The 18744-nt window shown below is 49.1% G+C and carries 19 protein-coding genes; 3 read left to right on the top strand and 16 right to left on the bottom strand.

Annotated elements, in window-relative coordinates; translation table 11 throughout:
• The first annotated feature begins 1 nt into the window (after position 1).
• A complete protein-coding gene (mciZ, locus tag AC50Y3_RS11460; RefSeq protein ID WP_494818886.1) occupies positions 2 to 160 on the top strand; it encodes a Z-ring formation inhibitor MciZ in 159 nt (52 codons plus the stop codon).
• 93 nt (positions 161 to 253) lie between these two features.
• Here mciZ and AC50Y3_RS11455 read toward each other — a convergent pair whose 3' ends face one another.
• Complete coding sequence (locus tag AC50Y3_RS11455) at positions 254 to 1387, bottom strand: M20/M25/M40 family metallo-hydrolase (RefSeq protein ID WP_494818885.1); 1134 nt, start codon at positions 1385 to 1387, stop codon at positions 254 to 256.
• Between the two features lie 78 nt (positions 1388 to 1465).
• On the opposite strand from AC50Y3_RS11455, the gene prli42 reads away from it, so the two are divergent.
• On the top strand, positions 1466 to 1564 hold the full coding sequence (prli42, locus tag AC50Y3_RS11450; protein ID WP_494818884.1) for a stressosome-associated protein Prli42: 99 nt from the start codon (positions 1466 to 1468) through the stop codon (positions 1562 to 1564).
• Here the strand turns inward: prli42 and lipB are convergent.
• The 5 genes from lipB to lpdA form a co-directional block, all read right to left on the bottom strand.
• A complete protein-coding gene (gene lipB, locus AC50Y3_RS11445) occupies positions 1532 to 2254 on the bottom strand; it encodes a lipoyl(octanoyl) transferase LipB (protein ID WP_494818883.1) in 723 nt (240 codons plus the stop codon). The genes prli42 and lipB overlap by 33 nt on opposite strands.
• A gap of 17 nt (positions 2255 to 2271) precedes the next feature.
• Positions 2272 to 3669: a dihydrolipoamide acetyltransferase family protein gene (locus tag AC50Y3_RS11440; protein ID WP_494818882.1), complete on the bottom strand. Its 1398-nt coding sequence runs from the start codon at positions 3667 to 3669 to the stop codon at positions 2272 to 2274.
• Between the two features lie 39 nt (positions 3670 to 3708).
• On the bottom strand, positions 3709 to 4692 hold the full coding sequence (locus tag AC50Y3_RS11435) for an alpha-ketoacid dehydrogenase subunit beta (RefSeq protein ID WP_494818881.1): 984 nt from the start codon (positions 4690 to 4692) through the stop codon (positions 3709 to 3711).
• A 1-nt stretch (position 4693) separates the two neighbouring features.
• The gene (locus AC50Y3_RS11430; protein WP_494818880.1) at positions 4694 to 5728 is read right to left on the bottom strand and encodes a thiamine pyrophosphate-dependent dehydrogenase E1 component subunit alpha; all 1035 of its coding nucleotides are present in this window, start codon (positions 5726 to 5728) and stop codon (positions 4694 to 4696) included.
• 146 nt (positions 5729 to 5874) lie between these two features.
• Entirely contained in the window at positions 5875 to 7302 is a 1428-nt protein-coding gene (gene lpdA / locus AC50Y3_RS11425) for a dihydrolipoyl dehydrogenase (RefSeq protein ID WP_494818879.1), read from the bottom strand.
• Between the two features lie 161 nt (positions 7303 to 7463).
• Between lpdA and AC50Y3_RS11420 the strand changes: the two genes are divergently transcribed.
• A complete protein-coding gene (locus AC50Y3_RS11420) occupies positions 7464 to 7757 on the top strand; it encodes a DUF2627 domain-containing protein (RefSeq protein WP_494818878.1) in 294 nt (97 codons plus the stop codon).
• A gap of 70 nt (positions 7758 to 7827) precedes the next feature.
• On the opposite strand, the gene clpP is transcribed toward AC50Y3_RS11420, so the two are convergent.
• The 10 genes from clpP to dxs all read right to left on the bottom strand — a co-directional run bounded on the left by clpP (position 7828) and on the right by dxs (position 18722).
• On the bottom strand, positions 7828 to 8400 hold the full coding sequence (gene clpP, locus AC50Y3_RS11415; RefSeq protein WP_494818877.1) for an ATP-dependent Clp endopeptidase proteolytic subunit ClpP: 573 nt from the start codon (positions 8398 to 8400) through the stop codon (positions 7828 to 7830).
• A gap of 27 nt (positions 8401 to 8427) precedes the next feature.
• Positions 8428 to 9108: an RNA polymerase sigma factor gene (locus tag AC50Y3_RS11410; protein WP_494818876.1), complete on the bottom strand. Its 681-nt coding sequence runs from the start codon at positions 9106 to 9108 to the stop codon at positions 8428 to 8430.
• 81 nt (positions 9109 to 9189) lie between these two features.
• A complete protein-coding gene (locus AC50Y3_RS11405) occupies positions 9190 to 10380 on the bottom strand; it encodes an MFS transporter (protein ID WP_494818875.1) in 1191 nt (396 codons plus the stop codon).
• 125 nt (positions 10381 to 10505) lie between these two features.
• On the bottom strand, positions 10506 to 11324 hold the full coding sequence (spo0A, locus tag AC50Y3_RS11400; RefSeq protein ID WP_475779326.1) for a sporulation transcription factor Spo0A: 819 nt from the start codon (positions 11322 to 11324) through the stop codon (positions 10506 to 10508).
• A gap of 230 nt (positions 11325 to 11554) precedes the next feature.
• Positions 11555 to 12880, bottom strand: a complete 1326-nt coding sequence (gene spoIVB / locus AC50Y3_RS11395) for a SpoIVB peptidase (RefSeq protein ID WP_494818874.1) — start codon at positions 12878 to 12880, stop codon at positions 11555 to 11557.
• A 122-nt stretch (positions 12881 to 13002) separates the two neighbouring features.
• On the bottom strand, positions 13003 to 14703 hold the full coding sequence (gene recN / locus AC50Y3_RS11390; protein WP_494818873.1) for a DNA repair protein RecN: 1701 nt from the start codon (positions 14701 to 14703) through the stop codon (positions 13003 to 13005).
• Positions 14704 to 14763: 60 nt separating this feature from the next.
• Positions 14764 to 15213, bottom strand: a complete 450-nt coding sequence (ahrC, locus tag AC50Y3_RS11385; RefSeq protein ID WP_494818872.1) for a transcriptional regulator AhrC/ArgR — start codon at positions 15211 to 15213, stop codon at positions 14764 to 14766.
• A 66-nt stretch (positions 15214 to 15279) separates the two neighbouring features.
• Positions 15280 to 15741 carry a hypothetical protein gene (locus AC50Y3_RS11380; RefSeq protein ID WP_494818871.1) on the bottom strand — a complete coding sequence of 154 codons (462 nt, stop codon included), beginning with the start codon at positions 15739 to 15741 and terminating at the stop codon, positions 15280 to 15282.
• A gap of 243 nt (positions 15742 to 15984) precedes the next feature.
• A complete protein-coding gene (locus AC50Y3_RS11375) occupies positions 15985 to 16806 on the bottom strand; it encodes a TlyA family RNA methyltransferase (RefSeq protein ID WP_494818870.1) in 822 nt (273 codons plus the stop codon).
• A 17-nt stretch (positions 16807 to 16823) separates the two neighbouring features.
• Entirely contained in the window at positions 16824 to 18722 is a 1899-nt protein-coding gene (gene dxs / locus AC50Y3_RS11370) for a 1-deoxy-D-xylulose-5-phosphate synthase (RefSeq protein WP_494818869.1), read from the bottom strand.
• Positions 18723 to 18744: the final 22 nt, after the last annotated feature.

The raw sequence follows: 18744 nt of genomic DNA, 5'->3' as shown, positions 1-18744 counted from the left end.
CATGAAACAATACACGGTAAAAAGCTCGATGACACTTGTGGGAAAAGCCTGGGAAATCCGGCACCAACTGAAGCTGCTTGCCAAAGCGAGCGCGAAGACAAGCCCGATTAACGGCAAATCCGGTCGCACGCTTGGCGAATATTTACAGTCGACACGCTGAACGGCGTAGGATGCATTCACGCTCAAACAATAGAAAGGGTTGCCGCCGTAGATCACTCTACAGCCGGCAACCCTTATTCGTATAGGCAAGCCGTTATTCCGTCTGTTCCGCCGCCTGTTCGATAATTGCTACAACCAGCTCAGCCGTTTTCACTAAATCCTCTGCCTTAATTTGCTCATTCGTCGTATGGATATGTTCATACCCAATCGCAAGGTTCACGGTTGGGACGCCATGCCCGTTGAAAATATTCGCGTCGCTTCCGCCGCCGGAGTGAAACAGCTTCGGTGTTCTGCCGATTTTCTCAATCGCAGCCTTCGCCAGCTCCACAACCGGATCTCCGTCGGTAAAGTTGAACGCCGGATAAATCAGCTTGCTTTCAAACTCCGCCTTTGCACCGAACTCAGCTGCAACCGCAAGGACGGTTTCGCGCATCGATTCGACCTGCTTGTCGAGTTTATCCTGCACAATGCTGCGGGCTTCCGCGTCTAGTTTTACGAAATCACAAACGATGTTCGTTGCACCGCCGCCCTCGAAACGTCCGATGTTAGCCGTTGTTTCGTGATCGATTCTTCCAAGCGACATACGGGAGATCGCTTTGCCTGCCACTTGAATGGCACTGATGCCATCCTCCGGATTAACGCCTGCATGTGCCGATTTACCGTGGATTTTGATCGTAATCTTCGCTTGGGACGGCGCAGCAACGGCAATATCGCCGATCGGACCATTGGAATCCAGCGCGTAACCGAACTTCGCTTTCAGCTTCTTCGGATCGATCGCTGCCGCGCCTACAAGCCCGCTTTCTTCTCCAACCGTAATAACAAGCTGAATCGGACCATGAGCACGATTCTGTTCCTTGATTACGCGAATGGCTTCGAACATGGCTGCGAGTCCGGCTTTATCGTCGGCTCCAAGAATTGTCGTGCCGTCACTTCTTATGTAGCCGTCTGCATCCAGACGCGGTTTAATTCCTTTTCCCGGCACTACCGTATCCATGTGGGAAGTAAAGAAAATCGTCGGTGCCTGCTCGCTGCCGTTTGCTTCAAGCATCGCGAACAGATTGCCTGCCCCGTGCCCCGTAATACTTGCCGCATCGTCTTCTTCTACTGAGAAGCCAAGCTCTTTCAGCTTTCCGGTAAGCACATCACAAATGTCACGCTCATATTTCGTTTCGCTGTCCACCTGGACAAGCGCCATAAATTCATCGATTATTCGTTGGTTATTAATCATCGGCTTTCCTCCGTTCATGGATTTCGTTTACAATAGTCTCATACTTGTACATCTTATTTACGAAAGGAGCATGCTCTCGTGCGTCAGAACCAATTGATGAAAGTGTTCATCTGGCTGCTCATCGCCTCGCTGCTGATCTCCACTTTATTGATGGGTATCGGCTGGATCTTCGAATAGTCCGGTTTCTTCTTCCACTTCACAGCCAAACTGTTTGCAGAAATGCGGCAGCAGCTCGCGCGCCGCTTGTTCCACACTTAAGTTGATGCCTGTTACGTCGGCAAAAGAAGTTACCGCATATTCCTGGATCCCGCAAGGAATGATGCCTCGAAATCCATCCTGCGCAATGCCCGCTTTAATATTAAGCGCAAAGCCATGGCTCGTCACGAATCCGCGGCGAGTCCTGGCTTTATTAAACTTCACGCCGATCGCCGCAATTTTGGCGTCGCCAACCCAAACACCGGTATACTCCGACTTCCGATTCGTTTCGATTCCATACCCAGCCAGCCAGTCCATAATGGCCTGCTCCAGCTGACGCAAGTAACCGTGCAGATCAAGGCCCGCTCCATCCAAATAAAGCAACGGGTACCCGACAAGCTGACCCGGTCCATGATACGTAATATCCCCGCCGCGGTCGATTTGAAACACACCGATGCCGCGAGCGGCTAATTCTTCTTCCGAATAGAGCAAATGCTCGGGATGGCGCTGCGAACCGACTGTATAGGTCGGCGGATGCTGAAGAAGGAGCAGCGTTTCACGTCGCTCCTCCTTGTCGATTTGTTTGACGTATGCCTTCTGTAAATCCCATGCTTCTGCATAACCGAGCATAGGCGTATAATGAACATCGATCGCTTTCACGTTCGTTGTCATAACATGTAAGCCCCGTTTCAATACAGCTTCGTATCTAGATTGAAGCTTTCCAAATTTTCTTTCACCCGCTGCAAGAAACGTCCGCAAATGACGCCATCGAGAATCCGGTGATCCAGCGACAAACAAATATTGGCCATCGAACGAACCGCAATCATATCATTAATGACGACAGGACGCTTCACGATGGATTCGCAGGTAACGATTGCCGCTTGCGGATAGTTGATGATTGGGTATGACAAGATCGAGCCAAACGACCCCGTATTGTTTACGGTGAACGTTCCGCCTTCCATGTCTGCGAGCGTTAGCTTGCCTTCGCGCGTTTTGCGGGCTAGATCTTCAATCTCCCTGGCGAGGCCGGCAATATTTTTCTGATCCGCGTTTTTGATGACGGGTACTTTAACCGCATCCTCTGTACCCACCGCAAGACCGATGTGGATATCGCGCTTCACGATGATTTTGTCTACGGCCCACACCGAGTTCATAATCGGGAAATCTTTGATCGCATTAACGACGGCTTTCACCCAGAATGCGAGATAAGTAAGATTCACGCCTTCACGCTTCTTGAAGTCATCCTTCAATTTGTTGCGCAGGGAGACGAGGTTGGTCACATCCACTTCCATCATCATCCAAGCATGTGGAATTTCAGTAACGCTTTGGCGCATATTACGTGCGATAGCATTACGGACAGGCGTAACATCGATAAAATATTCGCTTCTGCCCGGCACTTGCTGCCCCTCCACTTCAACACCCGGAATACGAGGCGTTTCAGACAAATGAAGGCCGGAGGAACGAACCTGCTCCCCGCCGCTCTTATTGGACTGCTGTGTTTGTTGAGCGCTGCCTACATGTCCGGCTGCTGTTCCAGTAGCTTTAGCCCCGCGTCCGGACTCCACGAAAGCAAGCACGTCTTTACGAGTGATTCGTCCGCCAAGCCCTGTTCCTTCAATTCCAGACAGGTTTACATTATGTTCTGCTGCAAGAGACTGAACCGCAGGAGAGTAGCGATGACGCATATGATCATTGCCATCCCCGCCTGCTTCAGCTGCTGCACCTTGTGCACGAACCGCTGCTCGCTCGTTGCCGCGAGTCGGAGCGCCGGACGACGCTCCAAGGGTATTGCCGCTTCCTGCGTGAGATGACGCAGTCGGAGCAGCAGTACCCGCTCCCTCCTCATCAACCTCGATAAGGCAAAGCGGCGTACCTACAGGTACGGTCTCGCCTGCACCGACTAATATTCGAATCAGCGTCCCTTGAATGGTCGCGGGTAGTTCTGCATTTACTTTGTCAGTAAGAATTTCACAGATTGGCTCATACATCTCGATCGAATCGCCAGGCTGCTTAAGCCATTTATCGATCGTTGCGGAGACAAGCGATTCTGCGAGTTGTGGCATGACGACTTCCGTCAATTTCTTCATTCCGACCACTCCTAAATGTTTTGCGAAGCGACTTCGATCTTAGAATAATGCCAGCTTCTTCATCGCTTCTTTCACTTTATCTTTATTCAGCATAAAGAATTTCTCGCCCGGTGGATTGATCGGCATTGCCGGAACGTCCGGACCGCATAGCCGCATAATTGGAGCATCCAGCTCGTAAAGCATTTCTTCTGCTATGATAGCGGACACTTCTGCGCCAATGCCTCCGAATTTGTTATCTTCATGAATGATGAGCACTTTACCGGTACGACGGGCGGCTTCCAGAACGCCTTCTTTGTCAAGCGGCTGGAGCGTCCGCAAGTCGAGCACATGTGTCGACACGCCTTCTTCTGCAAGCTCCTCGGCTGCTTCGAGCACGAAGTGAAGCGGCAGGCTGTAGCTGATGACCGTAATGTCGTCGCCTTCGCGAAGGACATTGGACTCCCCGATTGGAACGATATAATCGCCTTCCGGAACATCGCCGGTCACAAGCTTGTAGCATTTCTTGTTTTCAAAATAAATAACCGGATCCGGATCGCGAACAGCTGCTTTCAGAAGCCCTTTCGCATCGTATGCCGTGTAAGGCGCTACGATCTTAAGACCGGGTGTTCCGAAGAATACGGACTCGGGGCACTGAGAATGGTACAACCCGCCGAAGATACCGCCGCCGATCGGCGCACGGATTACAAGCGGGCATGTCCAGTCATTATTGGAGCGATAACGGATCTTGGCCGCTTCGCTAATAATTTGATTGGTAGCCGGGAACATGAAGTCCGAATATTGCATTTCGGCAATCGGCTTCATGCCATACATAGCCGCACCGATTGCAGCGCCTACAATTGCGGATTCCGCAAGCGGAGTATCTAGTACGCGTTCCTCGCCAAACTGGCCGATAAGCCCTTTCGTCGTCGTGAATACGCCGCCTTTGTGGCCGACGTCTTCTCCGAGCACGAATACATCCTCATCGCGTTCCATTTCCTCTTTCATGGCCAAGCGGATCGCATCAATATAGTCCATTTTCGACATGTTAGCGTCCTCCTTCGCCATGATGATCATCGGCGTAAACATGTTTCAATATATCTTCAGGTTCTGGGAAAGCTGCTTGATCTCCATAGGAGGTCGCATCATCCAGAGCCGCTTTAATCTGCTGCATTAAGGCTGCGTCCCGTTCTTCATCCCAAATTCCGCTGTCAATCAAATATTGCTTGAACTTCGGCAAGCCGTCTTTGTCGCGATGCGAGTCGACTTCTTCCTTCGTCCGGTAAGCAAGATCCTCATCCGATGTGGAATGCGGCGATAAACGGTACATCACGGCTTCTACCAGTGTTGGTCCTTCGCCGTTTGCTGCGCGCTCACGTGCTTCTTTGACGACGCGATACACTTCCAGCGGGTCGTTCCCATCTACGCTATAGCCAGGGAAACCGTATCCAATGGCACGGTCAGCGATTTTTCCGCCGATTTGCTTATGAAGCGGAACCGAAATCGCATATTGATTGTTTTCGCACATGAAAATAACCGGCAGTTTATGCACTCCGGCAAAGTTTGCACCTTCGTGGAAATCTCCCTGATTGCTGGAGCCGTCGCCGAAGGTAACAAAGGATACGAAATTTTTCTTCTTCATCTTGGCAGCCAGTGCAAAACCAACGGCATGCGGCACTTGCGTTGTAACAGGGCTTGAGCCCGTAACGATGCGCAAACGCTTCGAACCGAAGTGTCCCGGCATTTGGCGACCGCCGCTATTCGGGTCAGCCGCTTTAGAGAATAGGGAAAGCATAAGCTCGCGCAATGTCATACCTACTGCAAGCACAAATGCGTAGTCGCGATAATAAGGCAGGTAATAATCTTGATTCCGGTCCAGCGCGAAAGCTGCGCCAACCTGTGCGGCTTCTTGCCCGATACCGGATACGTGGAACTTGATTTTGCCTGCCCGTTGAAGCAGCAGACAGCGCTCATCATACCGACGAGCGGTTGTCATTAACATATACATTTCAATGGCTTGATCGTCCGTTAGCCCAAGCGCAGCATGTTTGGATTGCTGCACGGCAGATTCGGATTGTGTCATGAGGGATGCCCTCCTTTTAGCTGCTATTATAACCAGGTACTAAGACTTGCCTATACCCATTATAACCGACTTTTACCGAAAAAGAAATGCTCCGTCCATTGCTGCGAATTGTGTTGTTGCTTACTATATAAAGATGCAGCTTCGATCTAAAATGCCAATGATTTGCCATTAACTGCCAGCATAGCTTCGCCCAGCACTTCGGAAAGCGTAGGATGCGGGTGAATGAGCTGTCCAACTTCCCAAGGAGTCGCATTCAGCAACATAGCGAGCGATGCCTCAGATAATAAATCCGTCGCATGCGGCCCGATTAGATGAACGCCAAGTACATCATTCGTCTTCGCATCCGCAATAACTTTCGCAAAACCATCCGTTTCTCCCAGCACATGTGCCTTGCCAATCGCTTGGAACGGAACTTTGCCGACTTTGATATCATGCCCTTGTTTGCGCGCTTCGTCTTCCGTCAGTCCGATGGAAGCTAGCTCCGGCTTGGAATAGATCGCTCTTGGCACTCGCGAGTGATCAGGCGCCTGTTCTTTCCCGCCGAGTATATGATCAACAGCAACAATCGCTTCATGGGCCGCCGCATGTGCCAGCTGCAAGCCGCCGTTCACATCGCCGATCGCATAAATATGAGGTTCATTCGTTTGAAAATACCCGTTCACGCGGATAACGCCTTTCTCGACGCGAACATCCGTATTCTCGAGACCGATCTCCTCGACATTCGCTTGACGGCCTACCGAAACAAGCAGCCGCTCGGCATTCAAGATAACCGGACCATCTGCTGTATCTGCTGTTATCGAGGCTTGTCCGTCATTATAGGTATACGTTTCAAGCTTCAATTGAATACCTGTCAATATACGTACACCTCTGCGGCGCAGTTGCTTCGACAGTTCAGCAGATGCTTCAACATCTTCGCCCGGCAGTAGTCTTGATGCCGCTTCGATCAACGTAACGTCAACGCCGAAGTCGACGAGCATGGATGCCCACTCTACGCCAATGACGCCACCGCCGACGATCAAGATGGATTTCGGCAGCTCGTCCATCGTCAGTGCTTCGTCGCTCGACATGATCTCACCTGGCTTTGGTTCCAGACCCGGTAGTGACCGCGGACGCGAGCCCGTTGCAATGATAAGATTCGTCGGTACGATGGTTTCCATTTCGCCATCGGGGAGCTCAATTGCTACGCTGCCGCTCTTCGGCGAGAAGATAGAAGGACCGATTACTCTTCCGCTGCCCTGCATGACGGTGATGTTATGCTTACGCATCAAATATTGGAGCCCTTTGTATAGCCCTTCTACCGTACTTTCTTTCCGGCGCTGTACTTTAGGGAAATCAAGTGAAATCGCTCCCTCAGTCACATGAATGCCATATGTATCCGCCTTGCGCATCGTGGTGTATACTTCAGCACTGCGGAGCAGCGCTTTACTAGGTATACAGCCTTTATGTAAACAAGTTCCACCCAGCTTCTCTCTTTCCACGATAATCACATTCTTCCCTGCTTGTGCCGCTCTGATCGCAGCTGTATATCCTGCAATGCCTCCGCCGATGATGGCCAAATCGCATTGAATTGTCATTCCTGTTGCTCCTCTCCAGATCGTAAAGCCGTTTCATGTCTATTGTACCTTTTTTCAAAGCTCCTTGAAACTGCCACAAGGGATGAAATGGACAGCCTCCCCCGAAAAAGGTATGATTATAGCATCATTGTCGTTGTTTCTGTACAGGAGGATTTATTCGCATGAAGCAAGTTACTATTCGTTTTATTGCCGTTTTACTGCTCGTTATTCCGGGAATCGCCGCAACTTATGGATTTCTTCTCATGAAGGATGCTATCTTTCATTATTTCTCATCCTTCGGCAACGAAGCCGCTGTCCATAATTTTGAATGGTGGACCTTTATTCTTGGCATGGTGCTGTTCCTGCTTGGGGTCGGTTTTATCGGAGGATGGACTTTCTTCCGCGATCGCAAACGCAATTATGTCGCATCCCGTTTTCGTGAGAAACGGCCTCGTCCTCCTCGGCCGGGTGTTTAATCTTAAAGTAGTAGCATGACAAGGTGAAGAAGGCGAGCCCTCCGGTGATGGAGATGCTCGCCTTTTTAGGTTAAAGAATCTTATCTACAATCCCGTAAGCCACCGCTTCTTCCGCACTCATGAACCGATCTCTGTCGGAATCTCGTTCGATCTGTTCTTTCGATTGCCCCGTATGCAGCGCAAGCAGCGTGTTGATCTTCTCCCTCGTCTTCAAGATCCAGCTGGCATGAATCTGGATATCGGAAGCCTGCCCTCTTGCACCACCGAGCGGCTGGTGAATCATCACTTCACTGTTAGGAAGTACGTAACGTTTCCCTTTGGCTCCGCCCGCTAACAGAATCGCGCCGAAGCTCGCCGCAAACCCTGTACAAATCGTCGAAACCTCCGGTTTAATAAACTGCATCGTGTCAAAAATGGAGAAACCCGCCGTTACCGAGCCGCCGGGGCTATTGATATACAGCTGAATGTCTTTATCCGGATCATCAGCAGCAAGAAAGAGCAGCTGAGCCACGACCGCATTAGCCATTTGATCTTCAATTTCACCGCTTACCATGACGATACGGTCTTTGAGCAGCCTTGAATAGATATCATAGCTGCGCTCTCCCCGATTGGTTGATTCCACAATATAAGGCACTAAACTCATTGCCGGAAACCTCCTCATTCGTTGCCGTTAGGCAGCATGCATCATGCTAACGGATGAGCGGTTGCCTTGTGAACTATGAAGCTGACCAATTGCCTGTACCGGATCCATAAGCTGCTCCTCCACGTTAGCCAGCACAACTAACGCCTGAGCATCACCTGCACGAACGGCATGAACGTAAGCATAAAGCTGACTTTCCTCGACTTTTCGCTCCGCCAGCTTCGAAACTTGCGCAAGATCCGATTGCTGTTTGAGCTTAGCTATGGCAGCTCTCGCTCTGTGCAGAGCTGCTTTTACAGCCCCCTCAGACATGGTAAGCTTAGCGGCCACATCGTGGCCTTTATAGCCGAATACTTCTTTAAGCAGAAAAACTGTCCGCTGCAATGGGGATAAATGATAAATAAGCAGCTTCAGCGCATATTCAAGCTCATGCGATTCGCCGAATAAACGGTCCAGCACCGTTTCTTGCTGTTCCAGCACGCGTCTGGCTCGTTTCATTCGCCGTGCTTGATCGACCGAGATGTTCTTCGCGATACGCAGCAAATAAGCCGTTGGATTAGGATGTACAAGCGCGCCGTTCATGACCGGCAGCGCCCGTAAACAAGTCTCCTGTACAAGATCCTCCGCATCCCAGGTGGAGCGCGTAAGCGATAAGCAGTAGCGGTACAAGGTGAGCCGCATTTCATCGACAGTCGGTTGTATTGTCATCATGGCACCTCCTCATCTGTTAGCGTAGATTCATGACGTAAACGAATGAATGTGTCAAAAAGATACTCCGTGTTTAAAAATTAATTATGGATTCGATTGCAATTTTTGATGGCGCGCCTCTCGAGTGAAGAGTCCGATGAGCGCAAACAGAGTAAATGCACTGCCGAGCATGATAAACATACTATTCGTTGATACATATTGTATGCCGAACCCGCTGATGCCGGGACCGAGCAAACTGCCGATGCTGAAATGGATAGATGCCGTTACATTCGCGGATGGCAGCAATTCGCGCGGCAGCAAATCTGCTGCGTAGGCAAGGCCAAGCGAGAAGAATGAGCCGATAAATCCGCCAATCATCGCAAGCAGTATGAATAATACCGCTACATGATCGCCTGCAAGCGGAACAGAGAGAAACATTAGGCCAGCGATACAAGCACATCCCATCAGAACCGGCTTACGACCAATTCGGTCACTGAGCATCCCGAGCGGGAACATGAGCAGCAAGCTGCCTACACCTAAAGCCGGAAGCAGTAATGAGATCGATGCTTGACTTAGGTGAATACGCAAACCATACAATGGAAAATTACTGTTCATCGTCGCTTCCATCAAACCGTACAAAATTGCCGGCAGCAGCGCAAACCATGCAATGCGATATACCCTTGCGTATCGATTCGATGAAGAATTGGCAAGCTTAGCCGAATGCTCTGGATATTCCGGATGAAGCGTTCTGACAAACAGTAGAATGAGCACGAACAGAACCGTATTCAAACAAAATGGAACCCAATCCCCAATGGACAATAAATTGATGCCGGTTGGTCCTAAGCTAAACCCGATTCCGTAAGCCATTCCGTAAAGTGAAATATATCGGCCTCTGCTCTCTGCAGGGCTGCTGCTTACGATCCAGAGCTGTGTGCAATAATGAAGGGCACTGTCACCGACGCCAACGATAATGCGAAGCACGAACCATACCCCAATCGACGTGAGAAAAGGAAACAGCAGCGTGCCAAGTGCTGCGAGTATAATGCCGATAATAATGCCTTTCTTATAGCCCATGCTGCGAATCGGCTTCTCGATAAAGAACATCGTGCTGAACGTTCCGATATATAACGCCATGGAATTAATCCCATTTACATCCGATGATACGCCTTGCCGGTCCAGCAAGATTGACAGAAGTGGCAGGATCAACCCTTGATTGAAACCCGAGACAAGTGTGACTGATAACAAAATAAATAATCGCTTCCGCGAAGGAGCAGCAGTTAATTCTATAGGTGACAAAACAATCCTCCTGAATATATTCCTCTGACATGTTTAATCAAACCAAGAAAAACGCCACATTCGCAGCTTGCACGAAAGTGGCGCATATCATGTATTCATAATCATTAGCATCATTTCGGGGGCTCTCAGGAAACCTTATGCTCGATTCGCAGCTTGTCGGCTACCATCGCGATAAACTCGCTGTTTGTCGGCTTCGATTTACTGATATTAATTGTATAGCCGAAGAGGTGACTGATGCTGTCAATATTGCCGCGCGTCCATGCCACTTCGATAGCATGACGGATAGCACGTTCAACACGCGAAGGCGTCGTCTTAAACTTCTCGGCAATCGCAGGATAAAGCGTCTTTGTAATCGCGCCAAGAATTTCAATATTGTTGTACACCATCGTAATGGCTTCACGCAAATATTGATACCCTTTAATGTGTGCAGGCACTCCGATTTCATGAATAATGCTCGTAATGTTTGCATCCAGGTTTTTACCTTTTGCAATCGGAACAACATTGGATTTATTCGAAATGGATGAAGAAGCGGATGACGAATAAGATGATGAAATGACGGTTGGATTACCAACCAACTGGCGAATGCGGTTCGCAAGTATTTCCATGTCAAATGGCTTCAATATGTAGTAAGATGCGCCAAGCTGTACAGCCTTTTGAGTAATATTCTCTTGACCAAATGCTGTTAACATAATGATTTTGGGCATTTGCGGCAAATTCATTTCACGAAGCCGTTCCAACACGCCAAGACCATCAAGATGCGGCATAATAATATCCAAAATCAGAACATCCGGTACTTCCCGCGTTTCTTCCAATAAGCGAAGCACTTCCTCGCCGTTATAGGCGACACCGGTAACGACCATATCGTTTTGTTCAGAAATATACTCGGACAACAAATTTGTAAATTCCCGATTGTCATCAGCCAACAACACTTCAATTCTTTGCAAGGTAAAGTCCTCCTTAGACTAGTAATTCACTCTATTGTCGTTAACGCTTAAAAGCCCTCTGTGCGTATCTTAGCTTGTCTAACTAACATTTTCGACATGACCAATGAAATTCCTTCTGTCGAATAATATTTTTCTTTATTATTAAATTGATCTGATTTATAATGGATAATTTACTACAACATTTATCAGAATTCGTACTAATTCGACAAAAAATAAAAATCTTAAGGTGGCTAGGCCGCCTTAAGATTTAAGCTTGCTGGTTTGAGGAGAACGCCCGCATCTTGCAGCATCCACTCGATAAAGCAGCCATACCCGGATGTCGGATCATTAACAAATACATGAGTAACCGCACCGATCAGCTTGCCATCTTGAATAATTGGACTGCCGCTCATCCCCTGCACAATGCCGCCAGTTTGTTCCAGCAAACGCTTGTCCGTAATTTTGATAACCATACCCTTCGTTGCCGGTGATTGCTGCCTTGTGACATGAACGATCTCTACATTAAAACGTTCCACCTTCTGACCATTTACAACAGTGAGCAGTTGAGCCGGACCTTCCTTTACTTCTTCTGCAAATGCAACAGGAAGCGACTGCTGATTGTAGCTATGTGACGGCAGTTCCTTCATTTTGCCGAAGATGCCAAACGACGTATTGCGCTCAATATTGCCAAGCACTTTACTTTCTTTAATGAAATGTGCTCTTTTTTCCCCGGGTTCGCCATTTTGGCTCTTGTTGATGGACGTCACATTGGACTGCAAAATCTGACCTTCACCAACTTCAATCGGAGTTTGAGTATCCATATCGGTAATGACATGTCCGAGTGCACCGTAAACGCCCTGATCCGGAGCATAGAAAGTTAATGTCCCAACACCTGCAGCAGAATCTCGAATGTACAGTCCTAACCGCCATGCACGGTCCTCCGAGTCAAATACAGGTGAAAGCTTCGTTTCAAACAAACGTGTTCCGCGTTTAACCGTTAATTGCAGCGCCTGCTTCGCGTCGCCCGCTTCCTCTGCCATCTGGGCAACTTTATGCACCTCGTTAATGTACTTCCCATTAATTCGGATAATAAGATCGCCAAGCTGTAAATTCGCTTGTTCGCCGGGTGATACCCGAGCGCCTTTAGCATCGGTTACCTGATGATGACCTACAACCATAATACCGGCTGATTTCACTTTGACGCCGATGGTTTGTCCACCGGGAATGACACGTAAATCAGGTACAACATTAACTTTGACAGTCTTAAACGGAATTTTTCCAAATAATTTCAATTTCATTGTAGTCTTTCCGCTGTGTGACGACTGAATGGAGAGCGGTTTGTTCAAATTGATGGACAGTGAACGGTCAGATGAACCGTTGACTTGCAGCATGTGCGGATCAACGGTAACTTGAGCATGTACAGGCATACCATAGTCTAATTGTTTCAACTGGCCGGAGAACAAACGAACTTCGTTCGGAAATGCGGCGAAATGTTGAATTGGAGAGGATAGACCAAGCATGCAAACGATGATAACGAGAAGTAAACCCAGCCACCGCTTCCGCTGATTGGCATTCAATGACTTCACGCTCCCTGTTGCAAAATCGCTTGACGAGAAAGGTGGTTCGCCATTTGCGTACCTTTAAGGTTCCCCGCCCCAACAGTTTTATGTCGCCAAAAACATTCCCTGATTGCCTTCCATTACGCTCCCTTTTGTCTATCTGCCAAGTCAAGCATTTCTTGTGCATGATGGCGGGTTTTTTCCGTTACTTCCACGCCTCCCAGCATTCGGGCAAGTTCCTCGATGCGCGTCGACGAACCAAGCTCGGTTACCATTGTTGATGTCCGTTCAGCAACAATCGTTTTCTTGATTTCATAATGATGATCTGCCATACAAGCAACCTGAGGCAGATGAGTGATGGAGAACACCTGACAATGCGTTGACAGTCTTGACATCTTCTCGGCAATAGCTTGAGCGGCACGACCGCTAACGCCAGTGTCCACCTCGTCAAAAACAAGCACGGGCACTTCATCTATAGAGGCAAAAATGGTTTTGAGTGCAAGCATAATACGCGACATTTCACCGCCGGAGGCAATTTTGCTGATTGGTTTCAACGGTTCGCCCGGATTCGGTGCAATTAGGAATGCTGCTTCGTCGATTCCGTTTGCGTGCAGCTTGTACGAATCGCCATCCTTACTTTGCTGCAGCTGAACATGGAACGTTGTACGCTCCATCTGTAGTTGACGCAGCTCGCTCTCGATCGCTCCCGACAGCTTATCAGCGGCTTCTCTGCGGTATACGGATAGTGTGTTGCCAAGGACAACAGCTTCTGCGAACAAATGGGACTGCTCTGCTTGTAGACGCGCCAAATGCTCGTCACGATTCTCGATCTTATCTGCTTCCGATTTGATTCCGCTCAAATAGGACAAAATATCAGGGATTGTTTCCCCGTACTTCCGTTTCAAGCTGTGAATCAAATCAAGGCGATCTTCAATATGCGTTAAACGTTCCGGGTCAGACTCAACGGAATCACGGTAATCCCTTAGCTGGAACGCCGCATCTTCAAGCTGATAAAAAGCCGATTGCAGCTGCTCGAGCAGCGGTTCCAGAATCGCTGGGTCATATTCGCGAATGTCCGATACCCGGCTGACGGCACGACTAATGGCATCTAAACCTTTATTGCCATGCAGCAGTGCATACGCTTCGGAAGCCGAATCTCTGCGTTTGACCGCATACATGAGTTTCTGTTTCTCTTCCGCCAATGATTCGTCTTCCCCCGCCTTCAACCGAGCAGATGCGATCTCTTCGATTTGGAAGCGGAATAAGTCCAGCATCTGCATATTCTGACGCGAAGTATCCTCCAGCTCTTTAAGCTGAATGCGTACTTTCTCATATTCTCTGTAAATAGCTCGATATGCATTCAAAGTTTCAGCAACGGTTTCTCCAGCATATAAATCCAGCCATTCCAAATGCTTCTCCGTACGAAGGAGAGACTGATGCTCATGCTGACCGTGAATATTGACTAAACATTCCCCGGTTTCACGAAGCATCGATAAGGTTACGATATGTCCATTGACGCGGCTGATGCTCTTGCCTTGGGAGGAGAGTTCCCGTCTAATGACGAGCCCTTCTTCCGGCGAAACATGGATGCCGAAGGTTTTCAGCGTGTACCAAACCGGATGCGAAGCCGGCAGCTCGAACATAGCTTCGATTTCAGCTTTGTCACAGCCATACCTGACCATGTCTGATGCGCCTCTTCCTCCGACCACAAGGCTCAGCGCATCGATTAGAATGGATTTCCCCGCTCCGGTTTCGCCCGTTAATACATGAAACCCATCGTGGAATTTCACCGAAACATACTCAATAACAGCCAAATTACGTATAGACAGCTCGCTTAGCATAGTTGCTCTCCTCCTTAAAGATTCTCCGCACCCATTGGTATTTTTACTTTCATTACGTCTTTAGTTCATCAAACCGAGTAATCGTTCTACAATTTCCCCGCTCTGAGGTTTCGTCCGGCAAATCAACAGAATCGTATCATCCCCGCAGATCGTCCCCATAACCTCAGACCATTCCATATTGTCAATCATGGCTCCAATCGCGTTCGCCGTTCCCGGTAAACACTTCATCACAACCAGATTATCCGTGTAGTCAATATGCAGAAAGTGATCGGATAACGTCCGCTTCAGCTTGTGAATGGAATTGGATCTAGTCTCCTGCGGCAGTGAGTATTTGTAGCGTCCATCCTCGATAGGAACCTTGATCAGCTGCATTTCCTTGATATCCCTAGAGATAGTCGCTTGCGTGACCTGCAAGCCTTCCGATCGCAACGTATCGACGAGCTCGTCCTGCGTCTCCACGATTTGACTTGTGATCAGTTCACGTATTTTCATTTGTCTTACACTCTTCATAATATCCTCCTGTAGGATCAAGATTTTGAATTCATGAATCGAATTCGATCTTGAGCCATTCAATTGTTAGGAACCGAATCGAAATGTGATCGTGCGAATGGTAAGCTCCTTATGATCTACAAACAGGATCCCTTCGCACTCTGGCAGCAGCAGCGCGTAGACAAGCAATCGATCTCGAACGCCACTGCCTGTCCAATCAATCGGCATCCGTTCGCGCGCTGTTTTTACAATATAATGTTTGCCATCTTTCTCTGCAAATAAATCGATAAATAATCTGCTCTGCAAAGTAGTGCCATCTAAGTCGATCGTAATCGGAACTCGGTACTTGCCATGCGTAACCTCATAGCCTGCTTTCTCCAGAAACTGCACGTTAATATCATCATCGCGCACATCCTCGGCATCGCTTAGAAGAAGCTTCGTATTCATTCCAGGCGGTTCGTGAAGCCAGCGGTAAAACATGCGATAAAGCCAGAACAAGATCAACCCGCCGGCAACAACCATAACCAGCCAGTCCCCGTAGTTTCCCATCAGGATCCCTCCAGCACCATGATTAGGCATACCCTATTCATTTCGCTTCTCCAGATGCTTTTCCTCTAACAAGAGGACGCCATCTGCCAGAGGTTTCGGCCCAGTACCGAACGTTTGTTTGGTTTCGTTCCTAGTGTACCAAATAATGTCCATCCTGCAAAGAGGGGCCGCCTAAAAAAACATAAAAAGCCCTTCAACACGGCCGCAGCCATGAAGAAAGGCTTTCATTCGTTACCCTTTACTCTATAGCGAGAATGTTCCTGCAGCTTCTTTCACGACAGCCGCAATAGCTTCTTCACCCGGAGGCTCTGACTGACTGCCCGGTTCCCACCGCCAATAAGCCAGAAATTCAATATTCCCTTCTCCCCCGGTAATCGGAGAGAACGTGAGCTGTTCCAGCACATAACCTTCCGAAGCTGCCATGCTTAGCACTTGCCCAAGCACTTCCCGATGTACAGCAGACTCCCGCACCACTCCGGTTTTAGGCACCTTCTCACGGCCTGCTTCGAATTGCGGTTTAATCAACGCTACAATTCCCGCACCTTGCTTAAGCAGCGTGCCAAGCGTCGGCAGAATGAGCTTCAGCGAGATGAAGGAGACGTCAATTGTCGCGAATGTCGGCTGTGGCCCTTTCAAATCTTCCGGCACGGTATATCTGAAATTGGTACGCTCCATCACATTGACGCGTTCATCCTGGCGCAGCGACCAATCTAATTGGTTGTAGCCAACATCAATGGCATATACATATGCCGCCCCGTTCTGCAGCGCACAGTCAGTGAATCCGCCGGTGGAAGCTCCGATATCCAGCATGACCGCTCCATCCAGCTGCAGCTGAAATTGCTTGATCGCCTTCTCCAGCTTCAAACCTCCGCGGCTGACATACGGATGGAGAGCTCCTTTTACGACTATGGAAGCTGATCTGGGCACTTTCATGCCGCTCTTCTCGATCCGCTCACCGTCGACGATAACGAGTCCTGCCATCAGTGCCGCCTTCGCCTTCACGCGGCTGTCATAGAAGCCTTGCTCGACTAACAAAATATCAATTCGTTCTTTCGCAATCGTCATCGGTTTCTCCCGCTCTTCTACACTTGGCCTGTTACGCGCTTACGAAGTCGTGGCAGCAGCGTCTTAAGTTCAACTGCCACATGTTCCGCAGTAAGGCCGACTTCCTGCCGCTGTTCTTTAATCGTTCCATGTTCCACGAAGACGTCCGGCACACCCATAATGCGTACCGAAATATTATGCTCGTTATGCAAGGAGTAGAATTCCAACACTGCACTGCCAAGACCGCCTTGTACGGCACTTTCCTCCAGTACAAGCATATTCAAGCCTTCTTTGGCGATCTGCAGCAGCATCGCTTCATCCATCGGTTTAATGAATCGCGCGTTAACTACGCGTACATTGAGTCCTTCGCGTTTCAACAGTTCAGCGGCTTCTTCCGCCACTGGAATCATCGGCCCGATTGCAGCAATAACCGCTGAATCCCCTTCACGCACCGTTTCCCATGTTCCAAACGGAATCGGCTTCATTTCTTTCTCGATCTGCACGCCTAGCCCGTTAATCCGAGGGTATCGAATCGCGATTGGCCCCTCATTATAATCGATCGCCGTCTTCATCATCCGGCGCAGCTCATTCTCATCCTTAGGCATCATCAGCACCATATTCGGAATGTGGCGCAGGAAAGGAATATCATATACCCCTTGATGTGTCTCACCATCCGGCCCGACGAAACCTGCACGGTCAATTGCAAATACGACATTCGTATTTTGACGGCAAATATCATGAACGACTTGGTCGTATGCGCGCTGCAGGAAGGTGGAATAGACCGCATAAACCGGTTTAAGACCTTCCAGAGCCATCGCTGCGCACATCGTTGCAGCATGCTGCTCGGCGATCCCTACATCGATCATCCGATTGGGATACTTAGCGGCGAATTTAATTAACCCGGATCCACCCGGCATTGCCGGCGTCACCGCTACAATGCGGCTATCTTCATCAGCCAGGTCCATCAATGCATCGCTGAATACTTCAGTGTACATCGGGGGTCCTACAGCTTTAAGCACTTGACCGGACTCGATTTTGTACGGAGTAATGCCATGCCATTTATGGGAATCGGCTTCCGCCGGCGAATAGCCTTTGCCTTTAGTCGTAATAACGTGTACAAGAACCGGCCCAGGTACATGGCTCGCCTGTTCAAGCAGCTCCGTCAATTGCTCCAAATCGTGACCGTCAACCGGTCCGAAATAGGTGAAACCAAACTGTTCAAACAAAATACCGCTCATAAGCAAGTACTTCACGCTGTCCTTCAAGCGCTCAGCAGTCTTGGCAAGTTTGCCGCCGATTGCCGGAATTTTGTTCAGCAGTTGATTCAGCTCTTCCTTCGCCTTCTGATAATGGCGATCTGTTCGGATCTTTCCGAGGTAATGATGTAAGGCACCGACATTCGGCGCAATCGACATTTCGTTGTCATTAAGAATGACCATCAAATTCTTCTTCTCATGACCGATGTGGTTGAGCGCTTCCAGAGCCATACCGCCCGTTAAGGCGCCATCGCCAATAATCGCGACTACCTTGTTCTTCTCGCCTTTCAAGTCACGCGCGAGCGCCATTCCCATTGCGGCAGACAGCGATGTGCTGCTATGTCCAGCTTCCCATACATCGTGCGGGCTTTCTGAGCGTTTAACGAAACCGCACAGTCCTTTATATTTACGAAGTGTATCGAATTGGTCCATGCGACCCGTTAAAATTTTATGAACGTATGATTGATGGCCTACGTCAAAAAGAAACTTATCCTTCGGGCTGTCAAATAAATAATGCAGCGCCAAAGTAAGCTCGACAACGCCTAAATTCGGCGCAAGATGACCTCCCGTCTCCGAAAGCTTCTCAATGAGAAAAGCACGAATTTCAGCTGCGAGCTGTTCCAATTGTGCAACTGAGAGAGATTTCAAATCTTTAGGGTCATGAATGTGTTCCAGTAACACGGTATTTCCTCGCTTTCCCGGT

Source organism: Paenibacillus sp. J22R98 (genome assembly GCF_059383835.1).
This window is presented reverse-complemented; position numbering and strand designations above follow the sequence as displayed.